The organism is Faecalibacterium sp. 9, from assembly GCF_048320955.1.
In the GTDB taxonomy this organism is placed as follows: Bacteria; Bacillota; Clostridia; order Oscillospirales; family Ruminococcaceae; genus Faecalibacterium; species Faecalibacterium wellingii.
In genome coordinates, this window is record NZ_JBLWGB010000001.1 from 1,036,057 (window position 1) to 1,050,679 (window position 14,623).

At 48.8% G+C, this 14,623-nt stretch carries 15 protein-coding genes and 2 pseudogenes; 12 read left to right on the plus strand and 5 right to left on the minus strand.

What is annotated here, in order from left to right; genetic code table 11:
* Nucleotides 1-102: 102 nt before the first annotated feature.
* The 8 genes and pseudogenes from ACKXF9_RS04885 to ACKXF9_RS04920 form a co-directional block, all read left to right on the plus strand.
* Nucleotides 103-333 (plus strand): DUF6462 family protein, encoded by a 231-nt coding sequence (locus tag ACKXF9_RS04885; RefSeq protein ID WP_317332644.1) that lies wholly within the window; start codon nt 103-105, stop codon nt 331-333.
* Between the two features lie 125 nt (nt 334-458).
* Nucleotides 459-1,325, plus strand: a complete 867-nt coding sequence (locus ACKXF9_RS04890) for a DUF6017 domain-containing protein (RefSeq protein ID WP_418265476.1) — start codon at nt 459-461, stop codon at nt 1,323-1,325.
* Nucleotides 1,291-2,157: a ParA family protein gene (locus tag ACKXF9_RS04895; protein ID WP_418265477.1), complete on the plus strand. Its 867-nt coding sequence runs from the start codon at nt 1,291-1,293 to the stop codon at nt 2,155-2,157. Before ACKXF9_RS04890 ends, ACKXF9_RS04895 begins: the two co-directional genes overlap by 35 nt.
* Nucleotides 2,114-3,061, plus strand: coding sequence for a ParB/RepB/Spo0J family partition protein (locus ACKXF9_RS04900; RefSeq protein WP_418265867.1), 948 nt, complete (start codon nt 2,114-2,116; stop codon nt 3,059-3,061). Before ACKXF9_RS04895 ends, ACKXF9_RS04900 begins: the two co-directional genes overlap by 44 nt.
* Before the next feature lie 67 nt (nt 3,062-3,128).
* Nucleotides 3,129-3,599 (plus strand): hypothetical protein, encoded by a 471-nt coding sequence (locus ACKXF9_RS04905; RefSeq protein WP_317333971.1) that lies wholly within the window; start codon nt 3,129-3,131, stop codon nt 3,597-3,599.
* 74 nt (nt 3,600-3,673) lie between these two features.
* Nucleotides 3,674-4,120 (plus strand): annotated as a pseudogene (locus tag ACKXF9_RS04910) (VirB4-like conjugal transfer ATPase); the annotation flags it as partial.
* A gap of 547 nt (nt 4,121-4,667) precedes the next feature.
* Nucleotides 4,668-6,350, plus strand: coding sequence for a group II intron reverse transcriptase/maturase (ltrA, locus tag ACKXF9_RS04915; RefSeq protein WP_418265478.1), 1,683 nt, complete (start codon nt 4,668-4,670; stop codon nt 6,348-6,350).
* 73 nt (nt 6,351-6,423) lie between these two features.
* Nucleotides 6,424-6,732, plus strand: a pseudogene (locus ACKXF9_RS04920) (VirB4-like conjugal transfer ATPase); the annotation flags it as partial.
* Nucleotides 6,733-6,770: 38 nt separating this feature from the next.
* Here the strand turns inward: ACKXF9_RS04920 and ACKXF9_RS04925 are convergent.
* The 5 genes from ACKXF9_RS04925 to ACKXF9_RS04945 form a co-directional block, all read right to left on the minus strand.
* Nucleotides 6,771-8,396 (minus strand): recombinase family protein, encoded by a 1,626-nt coding sequence (locus ACKXF9_RS04925; RefSeq protein WP_418265479.1) that lies wholly within the window; start codon nt 8,394-8,396, stop codon nt 6,771-6,773.
* A gap of 93 nt (nt 8,397-8,489) precedes the next feature.
* Complete coding sequence (locus ACKXF9_RS04930; protein ID WP_005924684.1) at nt 8,490-8,672, minus strand: hypothetical protein; 183 nt, start codon at nt 8,670-8,672, stop codon at nt 8,490-8,492.
* A 223-nt stretch (nt 8,673-8,895) separates the two neighbouring features.
* Nucleotides 8,896-9,165, minus strand: a complete 270-nt coding sequence (locus ACKXF9_RS04935; protein WP_162789037.1) for a replication initiator protein A — start codon at nt 9,163-9,165, stop codon at nt 8,896-8,898.
* Nucleotides 9,166-10,033: 868 nt separating this feature from the next.
* A complete protein-coding gene (mobQ, locus tag ACKXF9_RS04940; RefSeq protein ID WP_418265868.1) occupies nt 10,034-11,611 on the minus strand; it encodes a MobQ family relaxase in 1,578 nt (525 codons plus the stop codon).
* 269 nt (nt 11,612-11,880) lie between these two features.
* On the minus strand, nt 11,881-12,204 hold the full coding sequence (locus ACKXF9_RS04945) for a DUF3847 domain-containing protein (RefSeq protein ID WP_005924694.1): 324 nt from the start codon (nt 12,202-12,204) through the stop codon (nt 11,881-11,883).
* A 110-nt stretch (nt 12,205-12,314) separates the two neighbouring features.
* Between ACKXF9_RS04945 and ACKXF9_RS04950 the strand changes: the two genes are divergently transcribed.
* From ACKXF9_RS04950 to ACKXF9_RS04965, 4 genes are all read left to right on the plus strand, one after another.
* Nucleotides 12,315-12,824, plus strand: coding sequence for an RNA polymerase sigma factor (locus ACKXF9_RS04950; protein ID WP_005924696.1), 510 nt, complete (start codon nt 12,315-12,317; stop codon nt 12,822-12,824).
* Entirely contained in the window at nt 12,817-13,512 is a 696-nt protein-coding gene (locus ACKXF9_RS04955; RefSeq protein ID WP_005924698.1) for a DUF4367 domain-containing protein, read from the plus strand. The genes ACKXF9_RS04950 and ACKXF9_RS04955 overlap by 8 nt, the downstream gene beginning before the upstream one ends.
* A 165-nt stretch (nt 13,513-13,677) precedes the next feature.
* Nucleotides 13,678-14,070: a hypothetical protein gene (locus ACKXF9_RS04960; RefSeq protein ID WP_227620943.1), complete on the plus strand. Its 393-nt coding sequence runs from the start codon at nt 13,678-13,680 to the stop codon at nt 14,068-14,070.
* A gap of 156 nt (nt 14,071-14,226) precedes the next feature.
* Nucleotides 14,227-14,619, plus strand: a complete 393-nt coding sequence (locus tag ACKXF9_RS04965) for a hypothetical protein (RefSeq protein WP_223383318.1) — start codon at nt 14,227-14,229, stop codon at nt 14,617-14,619.
* Nucleotides 14,620-14,623: the final 4 nt, after the last annotated feature.

Sequence of the window (14,623 nt, forward strand, 5' to 3'; positions counted from 1 at the left end):
AGAGGACATTTCACCATCAGCGATTGCTGACCGTGAGGTGTCCTCTTTCTATATCCTGATAACGCAAGTATACCACTACCCTTGACAAAGGAGAAGAATGTCATGGAACATACGACAGCTTTGTTTGAAGTTCCCGAACTGGAAAAAATTCTAGCCAAAAAGAAAAAGAGATACGTCGGCTACGAAGAAGGAATGGCTCTCTATTCGATGGGCAAGATTTCGTTCCGAAAGCTGGCACAGGAAGCTCACGCACTACTCCGCATAAAAAAGATGGCGATTATTGATCTGGACATTCTGGACGATTATCTGGAACAGCATCGCAAGAGCAACTGAATCAGAATATTCTTACATAGCGCACTTTCCAATCCGGAAGTGCGCTTTTTCTTTTACCCTGAAATAGTCAAAGGAGGTTTCCACATGAAGAAGCACTCACAGTTGAAAATCCGAGGACACACCAAATGACGCTCGACTATTTCTATGGGCAGTCGGGCGAACTGTTTTCCTACTTCCGCATCCCAAAGGCATTGTTTCAGGACAGCCGTTTCCGGCAGCTCTCCACGGATGCCCGGACGCTGTACGGTATCCTGCTCGACCGCATGAGCCTGTCGGTCAAAAGCGGCTGGATGGACAAGCAGGGGCGAGTGTATATCATCTACACTGTCCGGGAAGTGCAGGAATCGCTCTGCTGCGCCGAACACAAGGCGGTCAAGCTGTTCCGGGAACTGGAACAAATCGACCTAATCGAGCGCAAGCGGCGCGGTCTGGGCAGACCCAGCCTGATCTACGTCAAAGACTTCACCACAGGGCTGTCAAAAACGCACAATCTGAATTGCGCAAACAGCAATTCAGGCGTTGCCCAAAGCGCAGTTCAGGAGCGGCAAAAACCGCAAGCAAATAAGACTGATAAGAATAAGACAGAGATGAATAAACCTGATCCTATCAACTCAGAGGACATTCGGGAACAGCTTGAGGATTATTTTTATCAGGTGTTGGAGGTTGAACTGCTGCTTCGGCTTTTCCCGGACGATGAGGACACCATCTATCAGATCGTGGATTTGCTGGTGGACACCTGTGCAACCAAGCGCAGGATGGTACGAATCGCCGGGGACGATAAGCCCGCCGAGGTGGTGCGCAGTCGGCTGAAAAAGCTGAATGCAGACCACATCCGCTTTGTGCTGAACAGCCTTGCCGAAAATGCCACCCCCGTGCGGAACATGAAGCAGTATCTGCTTGCCTCGCTCTACAATGCGCCCACGACCATGAATCTACACTATCAGAACTTAACGAACCATGACTTTGCGCACGGTTCCCGGAAAGTGGGGTGATGTTATCGCAAAGAAAGCAACGGTTATCGCCGTCACGAACCAGAAAGGCGGTGTGGGGAAAAGCACCACCTGTGAAAATCTGGGTATCGGGCTGGCAATGGAGGGCAAGAAAGTTCTGCTGGTGGATGCTGACCCTCAAGGGTCGCTGACCATTAGCATGGGCTGGCAGCAGCCCGATGAACTTCCCACCACCCTGTCCACTCTGATGCAGAAAGCCATGAACGACCAGCCCATTCCGCCCGGCGAGGGCATTTTGCACCATGCAGAAGGCGTTGACCTGATTCCTGCCAACATCGAACTGGCAGGGCTGGAAGTAGCTCTGGTGAACAGCATGAACCGAGAAAAGATGCTCAAACAGGTGTTGGACGGAGCAAAACAGGAGTACGATTATATCCTACTGGACTGTATGCCCTCTCTGGGGATGCTCACCATCAATGCTTTGGCGGCGGCTGACACCACACTGATTCCTGTACAGGCACAGTATCTGTCTGCCAAAGGTCTGGAACAGCTTTTGCAGACAGTCGGCAAAGTGCGGCGGCAGATCAACCCGAAATTAAAAATCGAGGGTATCCTGCTCACCATGACGGACAGCCGCACCAACTACGGAAAGCAAATCGACACCCTGATACGCCAAGCATACGGCAGTAAAATCAAGGTGTTCGACCAGACTATTCCCCGGTCTGTCCGTGCCGCCGAAACCAGTGCCGCAGGCAAGAGCATTTTCAAGCACGACCCCAAGGGCAAGGTGGCAGAGGCCTATCAATCTCTTGCAAAGGAGGTGTTGGCAGATGCCGAGAAACGACTTAAACGTAGCTCTGAAAGGACTAGATGACCTGTTCAGTTCGGAGGAGACCCGGCAGGAAGAACAGCGGGAGCAGGTACAGCAGATTCCTGTGGATGAACTTTTCCCGTTTAAGAACCACCCATTCAAAGTTCTGGATGATGATGCAATGACCCGGACGGTGGAAAGTATTTCGCAGTTCGGTGTGCTGGCTCCGCTCATTGCCCGCCCCAGACCAGAGGGCGGCTATGAGATCATCTCCGGGCATCGCCGGAAACACGCCGCAGAGCTTGCGCATCTGGACACCGTGCCTGTCATTGTACGCAACATGGAGGATGATGCCGCCACGATTTTGATGGTCGATTCCAACTTGCAGCGTGAACACATCCTGCCCAGTGAGCGGGCGTTCGCGTACAAGATGAAGCTGGATGCAATGCGAAGAACCAGCGGTAGACCGTCAAAAGAAAATCCCCGACAAGTTGTCGGGAATTTTGAAACGGCTGAAATCATCGGAAAAGAAAGCGGTGAAAGCGGCAGACAAGTCCAGCGTTTTATCCGACTGACAAACCTTGTTCCTGAACTGCTGGACATGGTGGACGAGAAGAAAATCTCGTTTAATCCTGCGGTGGAATTGTCTTATCTTGATGCAAAACAGCAGCAAGATTTTTTAGAAGCAATGGATGCCTCCCAGAATGCGCCCTCTCTTTCGCAAGCCATACGGATAAAGAAGCTGGCGCAGCAAAGCGAGTTCAGTTATGATGCTGTCTACGACATTATGAACGAGGAAAAGAAAAGCGAACTGGACACTGTGACCATCAAAAACGAAACCCTGCGGAAATACTTTCCACGCAGTTACACGCCCCGGCAGATGGAAAGCATCATCATCAAGCTGCTCGACCAGTGGCAGCTGAAAAAACAGCAGGCAAAACAGAAGAAGCAGGAAGAAGCGCGTTGAGCGCAGACTGAACTAAGAGACCCGATTCGGGTCTTTTTATTTTGCAAAAATAACGGAGGAAACGCCTATGAACAACACCATTGATTTCAAAACCACAAAGACCATCGACACCATGAGCAAGAAGATCGACCACATCGACGATGCGGTGACGGGCTTCTTTTCATTCATGCACATGGCAATGCAGAACGAGCTTGCCAGTACGGATGTTTTTTTCGCCGTCGTGTCGCCCGTTCTGGATTTGACCGTAATTCAGCCGGAGGAGGCTCCGCACATCCTGCCCTGCTTTGACGAGGATGATGCCGGCTACGGCATCTCCAAGGAGGAGCCGCTGGGTTTCCGCTACAATCCCAAACAGGTCATCAAGCTGATGGGCAAGCGGTATCTGACCGGGCCGGTGATTTTCCACCGCTATACGGACGATGGCAAGTTCGCACCCCTGACCATGGGCGATATGTTTGCCATCCAGAAGTATCTGGAAACCGCCAGTGTCACGCTGATGGTCGATGAGGATGCGCTGACCTGCATCTGCATCGACTGAGGGGAAGCGGAATGGAAGAAAACACTCTTTCTGTCCTGCAAATCGCGCCGGGGCAGTACCCGAAACAGGTCGAGATGTTCCTCGTCACTTTTTTGGTGCTGAACACCGGCAGGACTGAACAGGAACTGGAAAACAATGTTTTTCAGGCATCCAGTATTGCCCAGAAGCACAACTGCAACCTGTGCCGACTGGACTTCCAGCAGGAGCAGGGTCTGATGAGCAGCCTGCCGCTGGCTGACTGCCAGATCGAGATTCAGCGAGGGCTGACCACCAGCAGCACGGCTATCTTCATCCCGTTTACCACGCAGGAATTGTATCAGTCCGGTAAGGAAAGCCTGTATTATGGCCTGAATGCCCTGTCCAACAACCTGATCATGGTGGACCGGAAGAAGCTGAAGAACCCCAATGGCCTGATTTTGGGTACTCCCGGCTCCGGCAAAAGTTTCTCAGCAAAGCGTGAAATTGCCAATGCGTTTCTGGTGACGGACGATGATATTATCATCAACGACCCCGAAGGCGAAGTGCGACACGAAGTCGCGTAATGTATTGTGTATAAACACTGCTCTATCCATTTGGAGTAACCCTACTGTGACCTGCACTGGTCAAAAGCCGGCGTTGGGAAGCTCACAGGACAATATGGGAAATCTGCCAGCCTAAAGCGGATGTACTGTTAGGGTAAAGAATGCTATGTCGAACGTAATGTGAATCATCGTAAGGATCGTTACAGGGAATAGGTGAAATAAGGCTGATACACCTACACCAAAAGGTGTTGGAGGTGGCCGAGGGGCCTTTCGCTACCCCGAAGCAAATGGACACAAATCCTCCCGGTTCAAAGATGGCGGCTAAGGCATTCGAGAATTATGCATTACGTGGAACGTGGAAAACCCTATGCGTTCCTTGAACAAAGGTATCGACCTCGCAAGAGGAAGAAATGGCGCAGAGGGTATGAGATGGAATAAAAAGCGAAAGGTTCACTGTAACGGTGAGCATAGGGGTTCAAAATTTGCCCTGACCTGAAAGGGTGCTGACTTATTCCGGGTATTTCATGGCAAGATTGGAGGTATTCCTGTGAACGATAAGTATTCAACGACGGAAGGTAAAACTTCTGAGAAGCTGTCGGACGAAGCTATGTTGAGTGCCCAATGGAAAAACATTGACTGGCATAAGGCAGAGCAGGAAGTCAACAGGCTACAAATCAGGATTGTCAAGGCAACTCAGCAAAAAGACTACAACGCAGTAAAACGACTTCAGTATCTTCTGACACATTCCTTTTACGCCAAAGCACTGGCTGTCAAGCGTGTCGTTACCAACGATGGGCGCAAGACTCCCGGTGTGGATGGTGTTCTCTGGAACACCCCGGCGAAGAAAATGAAAGCGGTTCTATCGCTGACAGATAAAGGGTATCGTGCGCGTCCTCTCCGTAGAGTGTATATCGAAAAGAAGGACAAGAAGAAAAAGCGTCCATTGGGCATTCCTACAATGTATGACCGCGCAATGCAGGCTCTCTATGCTTTGGCACTGGAGCCGGTGGCGGAAACAACAGCAGATGGGAAATCCTTTGGTTTCCGAAAAGGAAGATGCGCACAGGATGCCTGCGAATATCTGTTCAATGCACTGTCGCGCAAGCACATTTCTCCGAAGTGGGTTTTGGAGGGTGACATCAAAGGTTGTTTCGACCATATCAGCCATGATTGGCTTCTGGCGAACATCCCCATGGACAAGAACATTTTGAAGCAGTTCTTAAAGGCGGGATTTATCTATCAGCGCGAACTCTTTCCTACCGAGGAAGGAACTCCGCAAGGTGGTATTATCTCCCCCATTCTGGCGAACATGACGCTGGATGGTATCGAGAAGAAGCTGGTCGAACGCTTTCACACGAACGCGCTCGGTAAGGTCGTTTCAAGATTTAAGAATGCCCACAAAGTAAACTTCGTCCGCTATGCAGACGATTTTGTGGTCACAGCGGCAACACCTGAACTGGTTCTTGAAGCAAAGGAGCTGATTCGAGAGTTTCTCGCTGAACGCGGATTGGAACTTTCTGATGAAAAGACCGTTGTCACCAACATTGACGATGGTTTCGACTTCCTCGGCTGGAACTTCAGAAAGTATAACGAAAAGCTGATTATCAAGCCTTCCCAAAAGGCGGTTAAGGCTATCGTTTCCAATATCTCTGACACGATTCTCCGCAGAGGAAAAGCGTGGCAGCAAGATGTTCTGATTATGAAGTTGAATGAACAAATTCGAGGTTGGACTAATTACCACCAGTCCGTATGCGCAAGTGATGCGTTCGCGCATCTGGACTATGTCCTGTACGAACTGCTGTGGCGATGGGCTAAAAGACGGCACCCAAAGAAGAACAAGTGGTGGATTTCCACGAGATACTGGCATCGTGTCGGTAATCGGAACTGGGTGTTCTCTACGGAAAACAAGGAGCTGATACGGGTGGACAGCACAGCCATTGTGCGACATACCAAGATAAAAGCTACTGCAAATCCGTTCCTCGAGGAGGCGTATTTCCAAAAAAGGAAATTCGATAAAGGAATGCACCGGCTGACTGGAAAATTCAAGACGATTTGGAAAAACCAGAACGGGCTGTGCTACCACTGCGGAATGCCGATGGATGTAACGGAAGAAAGAGAAATCTTCTACCTTGCACCAAAGGCAAAGACTGGCGTGGAAGATGTTCGTAATATGCGCTACGTTCATTGCGCCTGTCAGAGAATTTATGCTGAGAACCGCTTGAAAAAGTGATGAAATGCTTGAGCCGTATGACGGGAAACTGTCACGTACGGTTCTTAGGCGGGAAGGCGGTGGTAACACCGCTGACCCAGCCGATTACTCACCGCTGGTGAATCGTTTGAAGGGTCAGGTCATTAAAATCAGCCCCAACAGCACCCAGTTTATCAACCCCATGGACATCAATGCCAACTATTCGGAGGAAGATAATCCGCTTTCCCTGAAAGCTGACTTTATTCTTTCTTTGTGTGAACTGGTGGTGGGCGGCAAAGAAGGGCTGCTGCCGGTGGAGAAAACCGTCATCGACCGCTGTGTGCATCTGATTTACCGCAAATATTTTGCGAACCCCTGCCCGGAGAATATGCCCATCCTTGAGGACTTGTACAACGCCCTGCTTCTGTAGGATAGTTCTCGGAGGTGACTTTTCTGACATTGTTACTCGATGGCATCCAATGGGCCGATAAAGCGGTAGAAAATCTGGATTTTCTGGACGTATTCGCCATCGACCTTTTCCGCTTTGGATACCAGAATCTTGTCAATCAGCTGATGCAGAATCTTATAGTTCAGTTCGGTGATGCCAGCGTACTTGCTGACTTCATCAATAAAATCCTGAATCTTGTCCAGCTGATCGTGTTCAGCACGGCCTTCCCGCTCGTACTGCTCAATCTTCTCGGTCAGTTCAGCCTGTTCTTTGTCGTAGCGATCTGCAAGCATTTGAAAACGTTTCTCCGGGAGAAGTCCCTTTGATACGTCCTCATAAAGTTTTGCATACAGGTCTTCGATTTCTGCGATTCGTGCTTTACACTGCTTCAAATCCCGTTTGTGCTGCGCCCGGTCAGAGGACACCCGGAGGTGCATCTGATTTGCAATCTTCTTCACAAGGGCTTCCCGATTGCTCACAGCGGCCTTTGCGTGTGCCTGAATGTCCGCAAAGACAGCTTCATGCAGAACACGGGCTTCCAAGTTGTGAGAGTCACAGGCTTTCGCACCATATTTCCGATAAGTGCTGCAACAATAAAAGGTCTGATCCAGAACACTGTTGCGTTTGCGCCTGTGCTCGACCTTGACTAACATCGTTCTGCCGCAGTCTGCACAACGGACGATGCCCTTGAAGATATTGTCGTAGTCGGTCTTATCACACATAAAACAACCGGAACGGCTGTAAAGGATTCGCTGCACGTTTTCCCAGCGGTCTTGTGGGATGATTGCTTCATGTGTATTCGGAACGATAGCGCGTTCTTCAAACGGAATATAACGCCGCTTTTTGGATTTCATGGACACGGTGGGCTTGGCTTCGTAGATGATGTGTCCGGCGTAGACTGGGCTGTGCAGAACCTGACTGATATAGGCACTGTCCCAATCATACATCTTTTCATCATCAATAAAGCGGCCAAACATCTCTTTCTTGTAGTAACACGGCTTCAGAACTTTTTCATCGTGGAGCCGCTTGGCGATGCGGTGAAGCCCCAGCCCTTCCTCTGCCATTGAATAGATGTACTCAACAACAGGGGCGGTGTTCGGGTCGATCACAAGGTGATTGTGGTCGGCAGGGTCTTTCTGGTAGCCAAACGGTGCGTTGCTGGAGATATACTTTCCGCTTTTCTTGCGTGTCCGAAGGGCACTCTTGATTTTTCGGGAAGTGTCTTTGGCGTACATTTCATTGATGATGTTTCGGAACGGGGCAATATCCATCTGGGATTGCTCGTTGGAATCATAACCATCATTGATTGCAATATAGCGGACACCGTGTTCAGGAAAGAAGATTTCCATATACGTTCCGGTTTCGATGTGGTTGCGTCCAAGTCGGGACTGGTCTTTGGTAATGACTGTTGCCACCTTTCCTTCCCGGATATCATCCAGAAGTTCCTGAAAGGCAGGGCGGTCAGAGTTTGTACCGCTGTAACCATCATCGACATAGAACTGGCAATTCCCGAAACCGTTGCGTGTGGCATACTCCATAAGCATCGCCTTTTGAGTGCGGATGCTCAGGCTTTCGCTGTTTGAACCGTCATCTTTTGACAGCCGGCAGTATAAAGCAGTTACTTTTTTGTCCTTTTCCATGCATACCTCCATAATGGAAAAGAGACCTCATCAATCACATTGTAGCGGATGCTGCGTGATGATGCAAGCCCTTTTCCGCAGTAAAACGTCCAATTAGCCAGCGGCAAGATACGATTCGGCAGTTTTACGAATTTCTTCTTCCGCAAGCCGCTGAAAAAGCGTATTCATCGGCACATTGCCGATATAATGGCGTTCCACGATCAGGCGCACGGACTTCGGACTTCTCGGCGCACGTTTGCGTGTGGTGGGCTTCTTCTCAGATTTTTCTTTGTTCAAGGGCAGACCTCCTCATTCATGTGGTGCAAATACGGAAAGGAATGGATGGATTCTATTCGTTTTTCTCTTTTTGTTTTATTACGTTGGTTAGGTGAAAGTTTTCTTCGATACAGTCTTAAAGGCTGCTATACTGCATAGGAAAAATCTCTTTTGCAGATGCCATTAAGAATCTGCATCACAGAATCGTGATTTTGGCGGTTCTTGAATCGTGAAAAACGCAGAACTATTCAACATTTGGAATTTTCACAAAGATGTGATTGGGCGAAGAAAACCGCGTTCGTCTGCGCTCAATCAATCCTGCAGCGTCCAATTCCTTAAGCGCACTGGAAACACTGACAGTGCTGCGCCCTAGCTGCTCAGCCAAAGAGCAAATCGTAAAAATGACAAACACGAAACCGCGTTCATCTATCCAGAGATTTTTCTGCGAGAGCGTGGCACGGTCGAGCAGCAGCACATAAGTCATTTTTGCAGTCTGGCTCAGGTCAAGTTCCAAAAGGAAGCGTGGGTATGGGAGAAACGGCGGCAGCAGAGTTTGCGTGGTAAGATATTCTGAAATGTTGATCACCTCCAGCTGAAGCAGAAATCAGAAACAAAGAGTATGTAACGAGAATTGGTGGGTTCCAATTCTCCAGTCGCAGAAAAGCACGAAACAAGTGCTCAACTGCGTTAATAAGTTAAGGTCTCCCATATTGGTCCTCGACTTCCCTAGGAGTGGGGAATCGTCCGGCGGCGGGCTTGCACCGCACCATTGGCATTTCAGCCACCCCGTCTTCGTTATGACCGGGCTGCGAGTTACAGAAGTACCTTTTGTGAAGTACCGGACGATTGAACTATTCACTTGTCAAGGAACATATGGAAGATTTCTGGACTTTGACGGACAAAAACATCCTTCTACTTGGTAGCCGATGAAAAAGGCCATTTCGTAGCATTGCAAGCAATTTTGTAAACAAAACGTCATAATAGTCCAAGAATGGTCTTGAAAAAGATGCCCTACACTTGGTAGGCATCGAAAACGCCTGTTTCGTAGCATTGGTGAGAAACTTGTAATTGAATTGTAATTCTTGAGACCAAATCTCCGCTTTTGAAAAAATCCTCTCAATAGGTAGGCAACGAAAACAGCCCAAAGACAACCATCTTTTTGAGAATTAACAAAAAGGTCACAAATGACCGGCTTTCAAAGAGGCGCTTCTACTATTAACAGAAAAAGTGGCCTAAAATGGGGGGTGTTGGAGAAAATTTCTGCCTTAAAAGTACGCCTCTACTCACTAGCCGACGAGAACAGGCAAAGGCCAACAAAAAAACATACGAATTATGTATTTCTGCCACTGATTGCAACGGCGTATCGGTGACAGAAAGATCGTTTAGAGCGATTCTTCGCGGTTTGGGGTAGTGGAAGTCGCTTTGTGGTGGGACTTTTTCTGCTGAAGCTGCTCCAGCTGTTTCAGCACCGATTCTTTTTCCGAGGTCTTGCTGTTCGGTGCGGAAAGCTGCTGCTTATTCAGCACCATGTCGATATACTTGCGGATATTTTTCAGTGCAGAGATGTCCGGCTGCAAGGTTTCCAGTTTGGTACGCAGTTCTGCGCTGCCAGATTGCAGCGCAGAAAATTCGGCATCCAATGCCGAAAAGTCCACCGCTGTGCGGCCGTTCAGCTTCATCAGGGTGCGGACAGCTTTATTAAAGGTGTCAAGTTCCTCCTTGTGCTGGGCGGCATAAGCGTCCTTGGTCAGCTTGAAGTTCTTCTTGATAAAGGTGTCATGGATGGGCTTCAGCTTGGCATGGACGGCGGCAGCGTCCTTGATCTGGGCGATTGCCCGCATACGGTTTTCGTTCTGCTTCAACTGCCTGCGGAGAGGGGTGGCAGTCTGGTTCAGGTTAGAAATTGCGGTGTCCAAATCCTCGATGGCGTTCAGAGAATGGGCTTTCAGGTAGTCCACCGCCCGTTTGACTTCCTCAAAGTCCCGGACAGTGCATTTCAGTTTTGCCTTGCCAGACCAATCACTGCGCTGCTCGTTGCGAAGGTTGAAATAATCCACCAGCAGGTCGGACAACGTGGGTTCCTTCGACTTTTCCAGAGCGTCCAGAAGAAGCTGCTTCTTTTCGTTCAGGTCTGCGATCCAGCGTTGCAGCCCACGGATGGCGCTGCGGATGGACTGCATCAGGCTGTTGGCGGCTCGAATATCACGATTCAGATTGCCGAGAAAAGTTTCGATGCCACGTTTTTCCATCTGGTGTGCAGCGGGACCGAGATGGACGGTCGGTATCTGCTGGATGCCCTGCCGCTCAAAGGAGCGCAGGTCAACACGTTCCGGGCGGCCAGCCGCTTCCAAATAGCGGTTGGTGATGGTTTCCCAGCTATGCCGCCAGATCTCGGCGTACTTCTGGTCGTTCCAGTCCACCGTGTTTTCCTTGTGACACTTCCAGTTGCCGGAGGGGAGTTGGATGCGCTCGCCGTTCTCGTCAAGGTCGTAGACCTTTCGGGCTTTTGGAAGCCACCTGCCGTGTTCGTCCATTGCCCGGAGCGTTAGCAGAATGTGGGCGTGTGGGTTATCATCTCCCTTGTCGTGGATGGCAAAGTCGGCTATCATGCCTTTGGAAACAAACTGCTCCTGACAAAATTCCTTTATCATGGAGAGATACTGTTCCTTCGGCACCTCCACCGGGAACGCCAGCACGATGCGCCGGGCAAGCTGGGAGTTCCACTGGTTCTCCACAGCTTCTACGGCGTTCCAGAGGGTCGCCCGGTCTGCATATCCGGGCGGCGCATAGGATGGCAGCATGATCTCAGCGTGGACAAGCTCTTTCTTCTTGTTGTAGAATTTTGTTCTCTGGTCGTACTCGCTGAACAGCCGTTCGCCGCTTTGGTAAGCGGCCCCGGCAACAGCGGACTGCCCTTGGCTGCGCTTGACGATGGTAATTTTGAAATGCGGACACGGAATAGGCATCACCCCCAAACAAAAAGACCGCCCAGCAAGATTGCTCTTGGTGAACGGTCTGGAATTGTATTCGGTTTTGCTCGCCGCCTTAGAACGGAGTGCCATGCGCTTCGATCTCAGGCGGGAGCCGCAAAAGGATAGCTGCAAAGCAGCGCAAGGAAAATGCAGTTTTCCTTGGGATGGAATCGGGCTGGCGCACAAACGCCAGCTTCGATTTCATCGAGCCGTCTGCAAGACCGCAATTTCACCGGAACGGTGTATAATTGCGCCCTTTATTCTAAAGGGTGCGGAACGCTGCGGCTTTCGTGCAGGTCGTGAATCATCTTTGCAAGAGCCAGCGCAACTTCCGGCTGACGGAACGCAATTTTCAGCAGCTCCATCACCTGATCGTTGGTGAGTTCTTCCGGCGCAATCAGAAAACTTTCCAGCATTCCGGCACGGGTACACAGCCGATGCACACGGGCCTTGCGGGTCAGCTCCGGTATCTGGTGTTCCAGAATTTTCTCCCGGTGCTGGTAGTAGCGCAGCTGCTGTTCTGCTTTGGCTTTCTCGCTGCGGAGATAGGCGAGATCGGTTTTCGGTTGGGTCAATGGCATCACGCTCCTTTTCAAAAGTTGGTTGTATTCGACATTTTTATTGGTTCGTGGTACACTACACACAATCAATGTGAATAGAGGTGACTGCGTTGCTTGCGTTATATCTAAGTGTGCTTGATGATCGAAACTTTGAAGAAGATTTTACCGAGGTGTACAATACATACAAACGGCTGGTTTACCATACCGCTTACAAAATCATGGATGATTCGTATCTGGCAGAGGATGTGCTACAAGAGGTATTTTTGTACGTTGCAAAAAATTTTTCTAAAATTCATCGAGAAAACTGTCACGAACTCGCTGCTTATCTCGTTAGTTGTAGTAGAAGCCGTGCATATGATATGCTTCGCAAACAACGAGAAGAATTGCTGGAAGATGTCCCAAACGAACCAGATGCCGCTCCGGTGCCGGATGATGCAGCAGTTAGCACCGATAACATTGAACGTCTAACAGAACTGATTGGCCAAATGAAACCGATGTACCGTGATCCGCTACGCCTTTTGGCAATGGGATATACAAACCGTGAGATTGCAAAATCGCTGGGATTAACGGATGAAGTGGTACGAACACGGCTCTTTCGAGGACGAAAACTATTATGGAAGGAGATGAACAGCCATGAGTGAGCGGACAGACATTTCATTTGATGCGGCTTTGATGATGGCACTTCGTGCAGATGCGCAAAGAGAACTGGATTCGCTTCCAACGCCAAAGCAGTTTGAGGAAATCTACCCAGATACGTCCCAATGGGACGAACGAATGACAGAGGCCTTAAAGAAGAAAAAGCACCACCCAGTGTTGAAACGAGTACTAATTGCGGCATTGACACTCGTAATGCTGACGGTTGGTGCTCTTGCGGTCAGCGCTGATTTCCGCAGGGCAGTCTATACGATGATTCAAAAATTTCTGCCCATTGAGATGCAGCTGACTTATCAGGTGGATGGCGAACCGCTGGAGTGGCTCCCGGATGGATACAGCGACCATTATGTGCCGAACGGCTTTGAAATGGACGATGTGCAGAAATTTGAGCGAGCAGAAAACTTTTTACATGTTTACTCGTCAAAAGAAACAGAGGAAAGCTACACAGTCCGTTGCTCAATTATCCAGCCAGGGCAGCAGTCCCTGTTTGATAATGAGCATACAGTGTACGAAACCGTAAAGGTCGGAGAAGCAGATGGTGTACTTGGAACCAGTACGGATGAACATGGAAAGAATGTTTATACTCTAAGTTGGGAACATCGGGGGATTACACATACCGTTATGGGAAACATTCCATACGATGAGATTATGAAAATTGCGGAAGGTATCCGTTAAGAAAGCTGGACACTTGTGAGAGTTCACAAATGTCTGGCTTTCTTTTTGTCTGAACTTACAAAGATGGAAAATTTGAAAAATTTTCTCCTGAAAATTGAAACGAAGCGAATGCGAATTGCGTTGATTATACAAAGGCTCTTGATGGGAGCAAAAAAACGGAGGTGTATGTCTATGTCGAAAAAGCGTTTGTTGTCCATTGTTGTTTCAGCGGTGATTCTCTTGAGCTTTGCCTGCACCGCAATGGCCGCTGAAAAGTCTGAACGGTATGTAGGCGATAGTACGGTCAACGGATCTATTTACCAAACATACTATCAGGTTGATGCCCAGACTCGAACTGGAGTAAAGAAAATCAGCGTTTCAGGCGTTCTCTATGAAAAGGGGACAATTGGAACATGGCAAAAAGTAAGTAGCTGCTCAAACAGCAGCACGACCTCAACCTGCATGGTGAGCAGTAGCTTTAACACTAAGCCCGGAAAATCTTATAGGCTTGAGTATTCTGCGACCTTTAGCTATTCCGATGGACGGAGCGAAACCATTACCGGAAGTACCAGTAGATAAGTGGAGTTTGTTATATATTTCAGCAAGTTAGAAAGGTGTGAGGTAATTATAAAGGCGAGACCAACGCGAGTTATCCGATACCTAGCTATAGTCGCACTGTGCTTGCTTTTGGGCTTTATGCTTGGAAGAAAAAGCAAATATGAAAAACGAGATTATTTGAAACAATTCAAAATTGGAAAAGCAACATACTCTGAATCGTTGATATATGAGGCTTATGGCGGATTGCAAAATGATGGGATAATGTTAGCGGTATACTACGATGTGGATGCAGCCAAAATTATTCATCAACTCGATTCATGGGAGAAAATTAATGATTCTCCAACCATATCTTCTATATTAAAAAATGTGTCGTCATATTTTGGATTAGATTTTGTGATTCCTGAAATTGCAAGTGGAAATTTTTTTCTTTATGATAATAGTCAGCATAAGGAACTACGCTCGGAAGCCGAAATGAATACATTGCTTTTACATTCTGAAGATGTGAATTTTAGTCTCGTTGTCTGGGATGATGAGAAGCACACAATTTATATAGTAGAGTACAGAATTTAAGGAG

Bases quoted from the DNA above. Each gene is read 5' to 3' on its own strand.
- ACKXF9_RS04885 (WP_317332644.1), top strand. From the start codon at position 103: ATGGAACATACGACAGCTTTGTTTGAAGTTCCCGAACTGGAAAAAATT.
- ACKXF9_RS04890 (WP_418265476.1), top strand. From the start codon at position 459: ATGACGCTCGACTATTTCTATGGGCAGTCGGGCGAACTGTTTTCCTAC.
- ACKXF9_RS04895 (WP_418265477.1), top strand. From the start codon at position 1,291: ATGACTTTGCGCACGGTTCCCGGAAAGTGGGGTGATGTTATCGCAAAG.
- ACKXF9_RS04900 (WP_418265867.1), top strand. From the start codon at position 2,114: ATGCCGAGAAACGACTTAAACGTAGCTCTGAAAGGACTAGATGACCTG.
- ACKXF9_RS04905 (WP_317333971.1), top strand. From the start codon at position 3,129: ATGAACAACACCATTGATTTCAAAACCACAAAGACCATCGACACCATG.
- ACKXF9_RS04925 (WP_418265479.1), bottom strand. From the start codon at position 8,396: ATGGAAAAGGACAAAAAAGTAACTGCTTTATACTGCCGGCTGTCAAAA.
- ACKXF9_RS04945 (WP_005924694.1), bottom strand. From the start codon at position 12,204: ATGCCATTGACCCAACCGAAAACCGATCTCGCCTATCTCCGCAGCGAG.
- ACKXF9_RS04955 (WP_005924698.1), top strand. From the start codon at position 12,817: ATGAGTGAGCGGACAGACATTTCATTTGATGCGGCTTTGATGATGGCA.
- ACKXF9_RS04960 (WP_227620943.1), top strand. From the start codon at position 13,678: ATGTCTATGTCGAAAAAGCGTTTGTTGTCCATTGTTGTTTCAGCGGTG.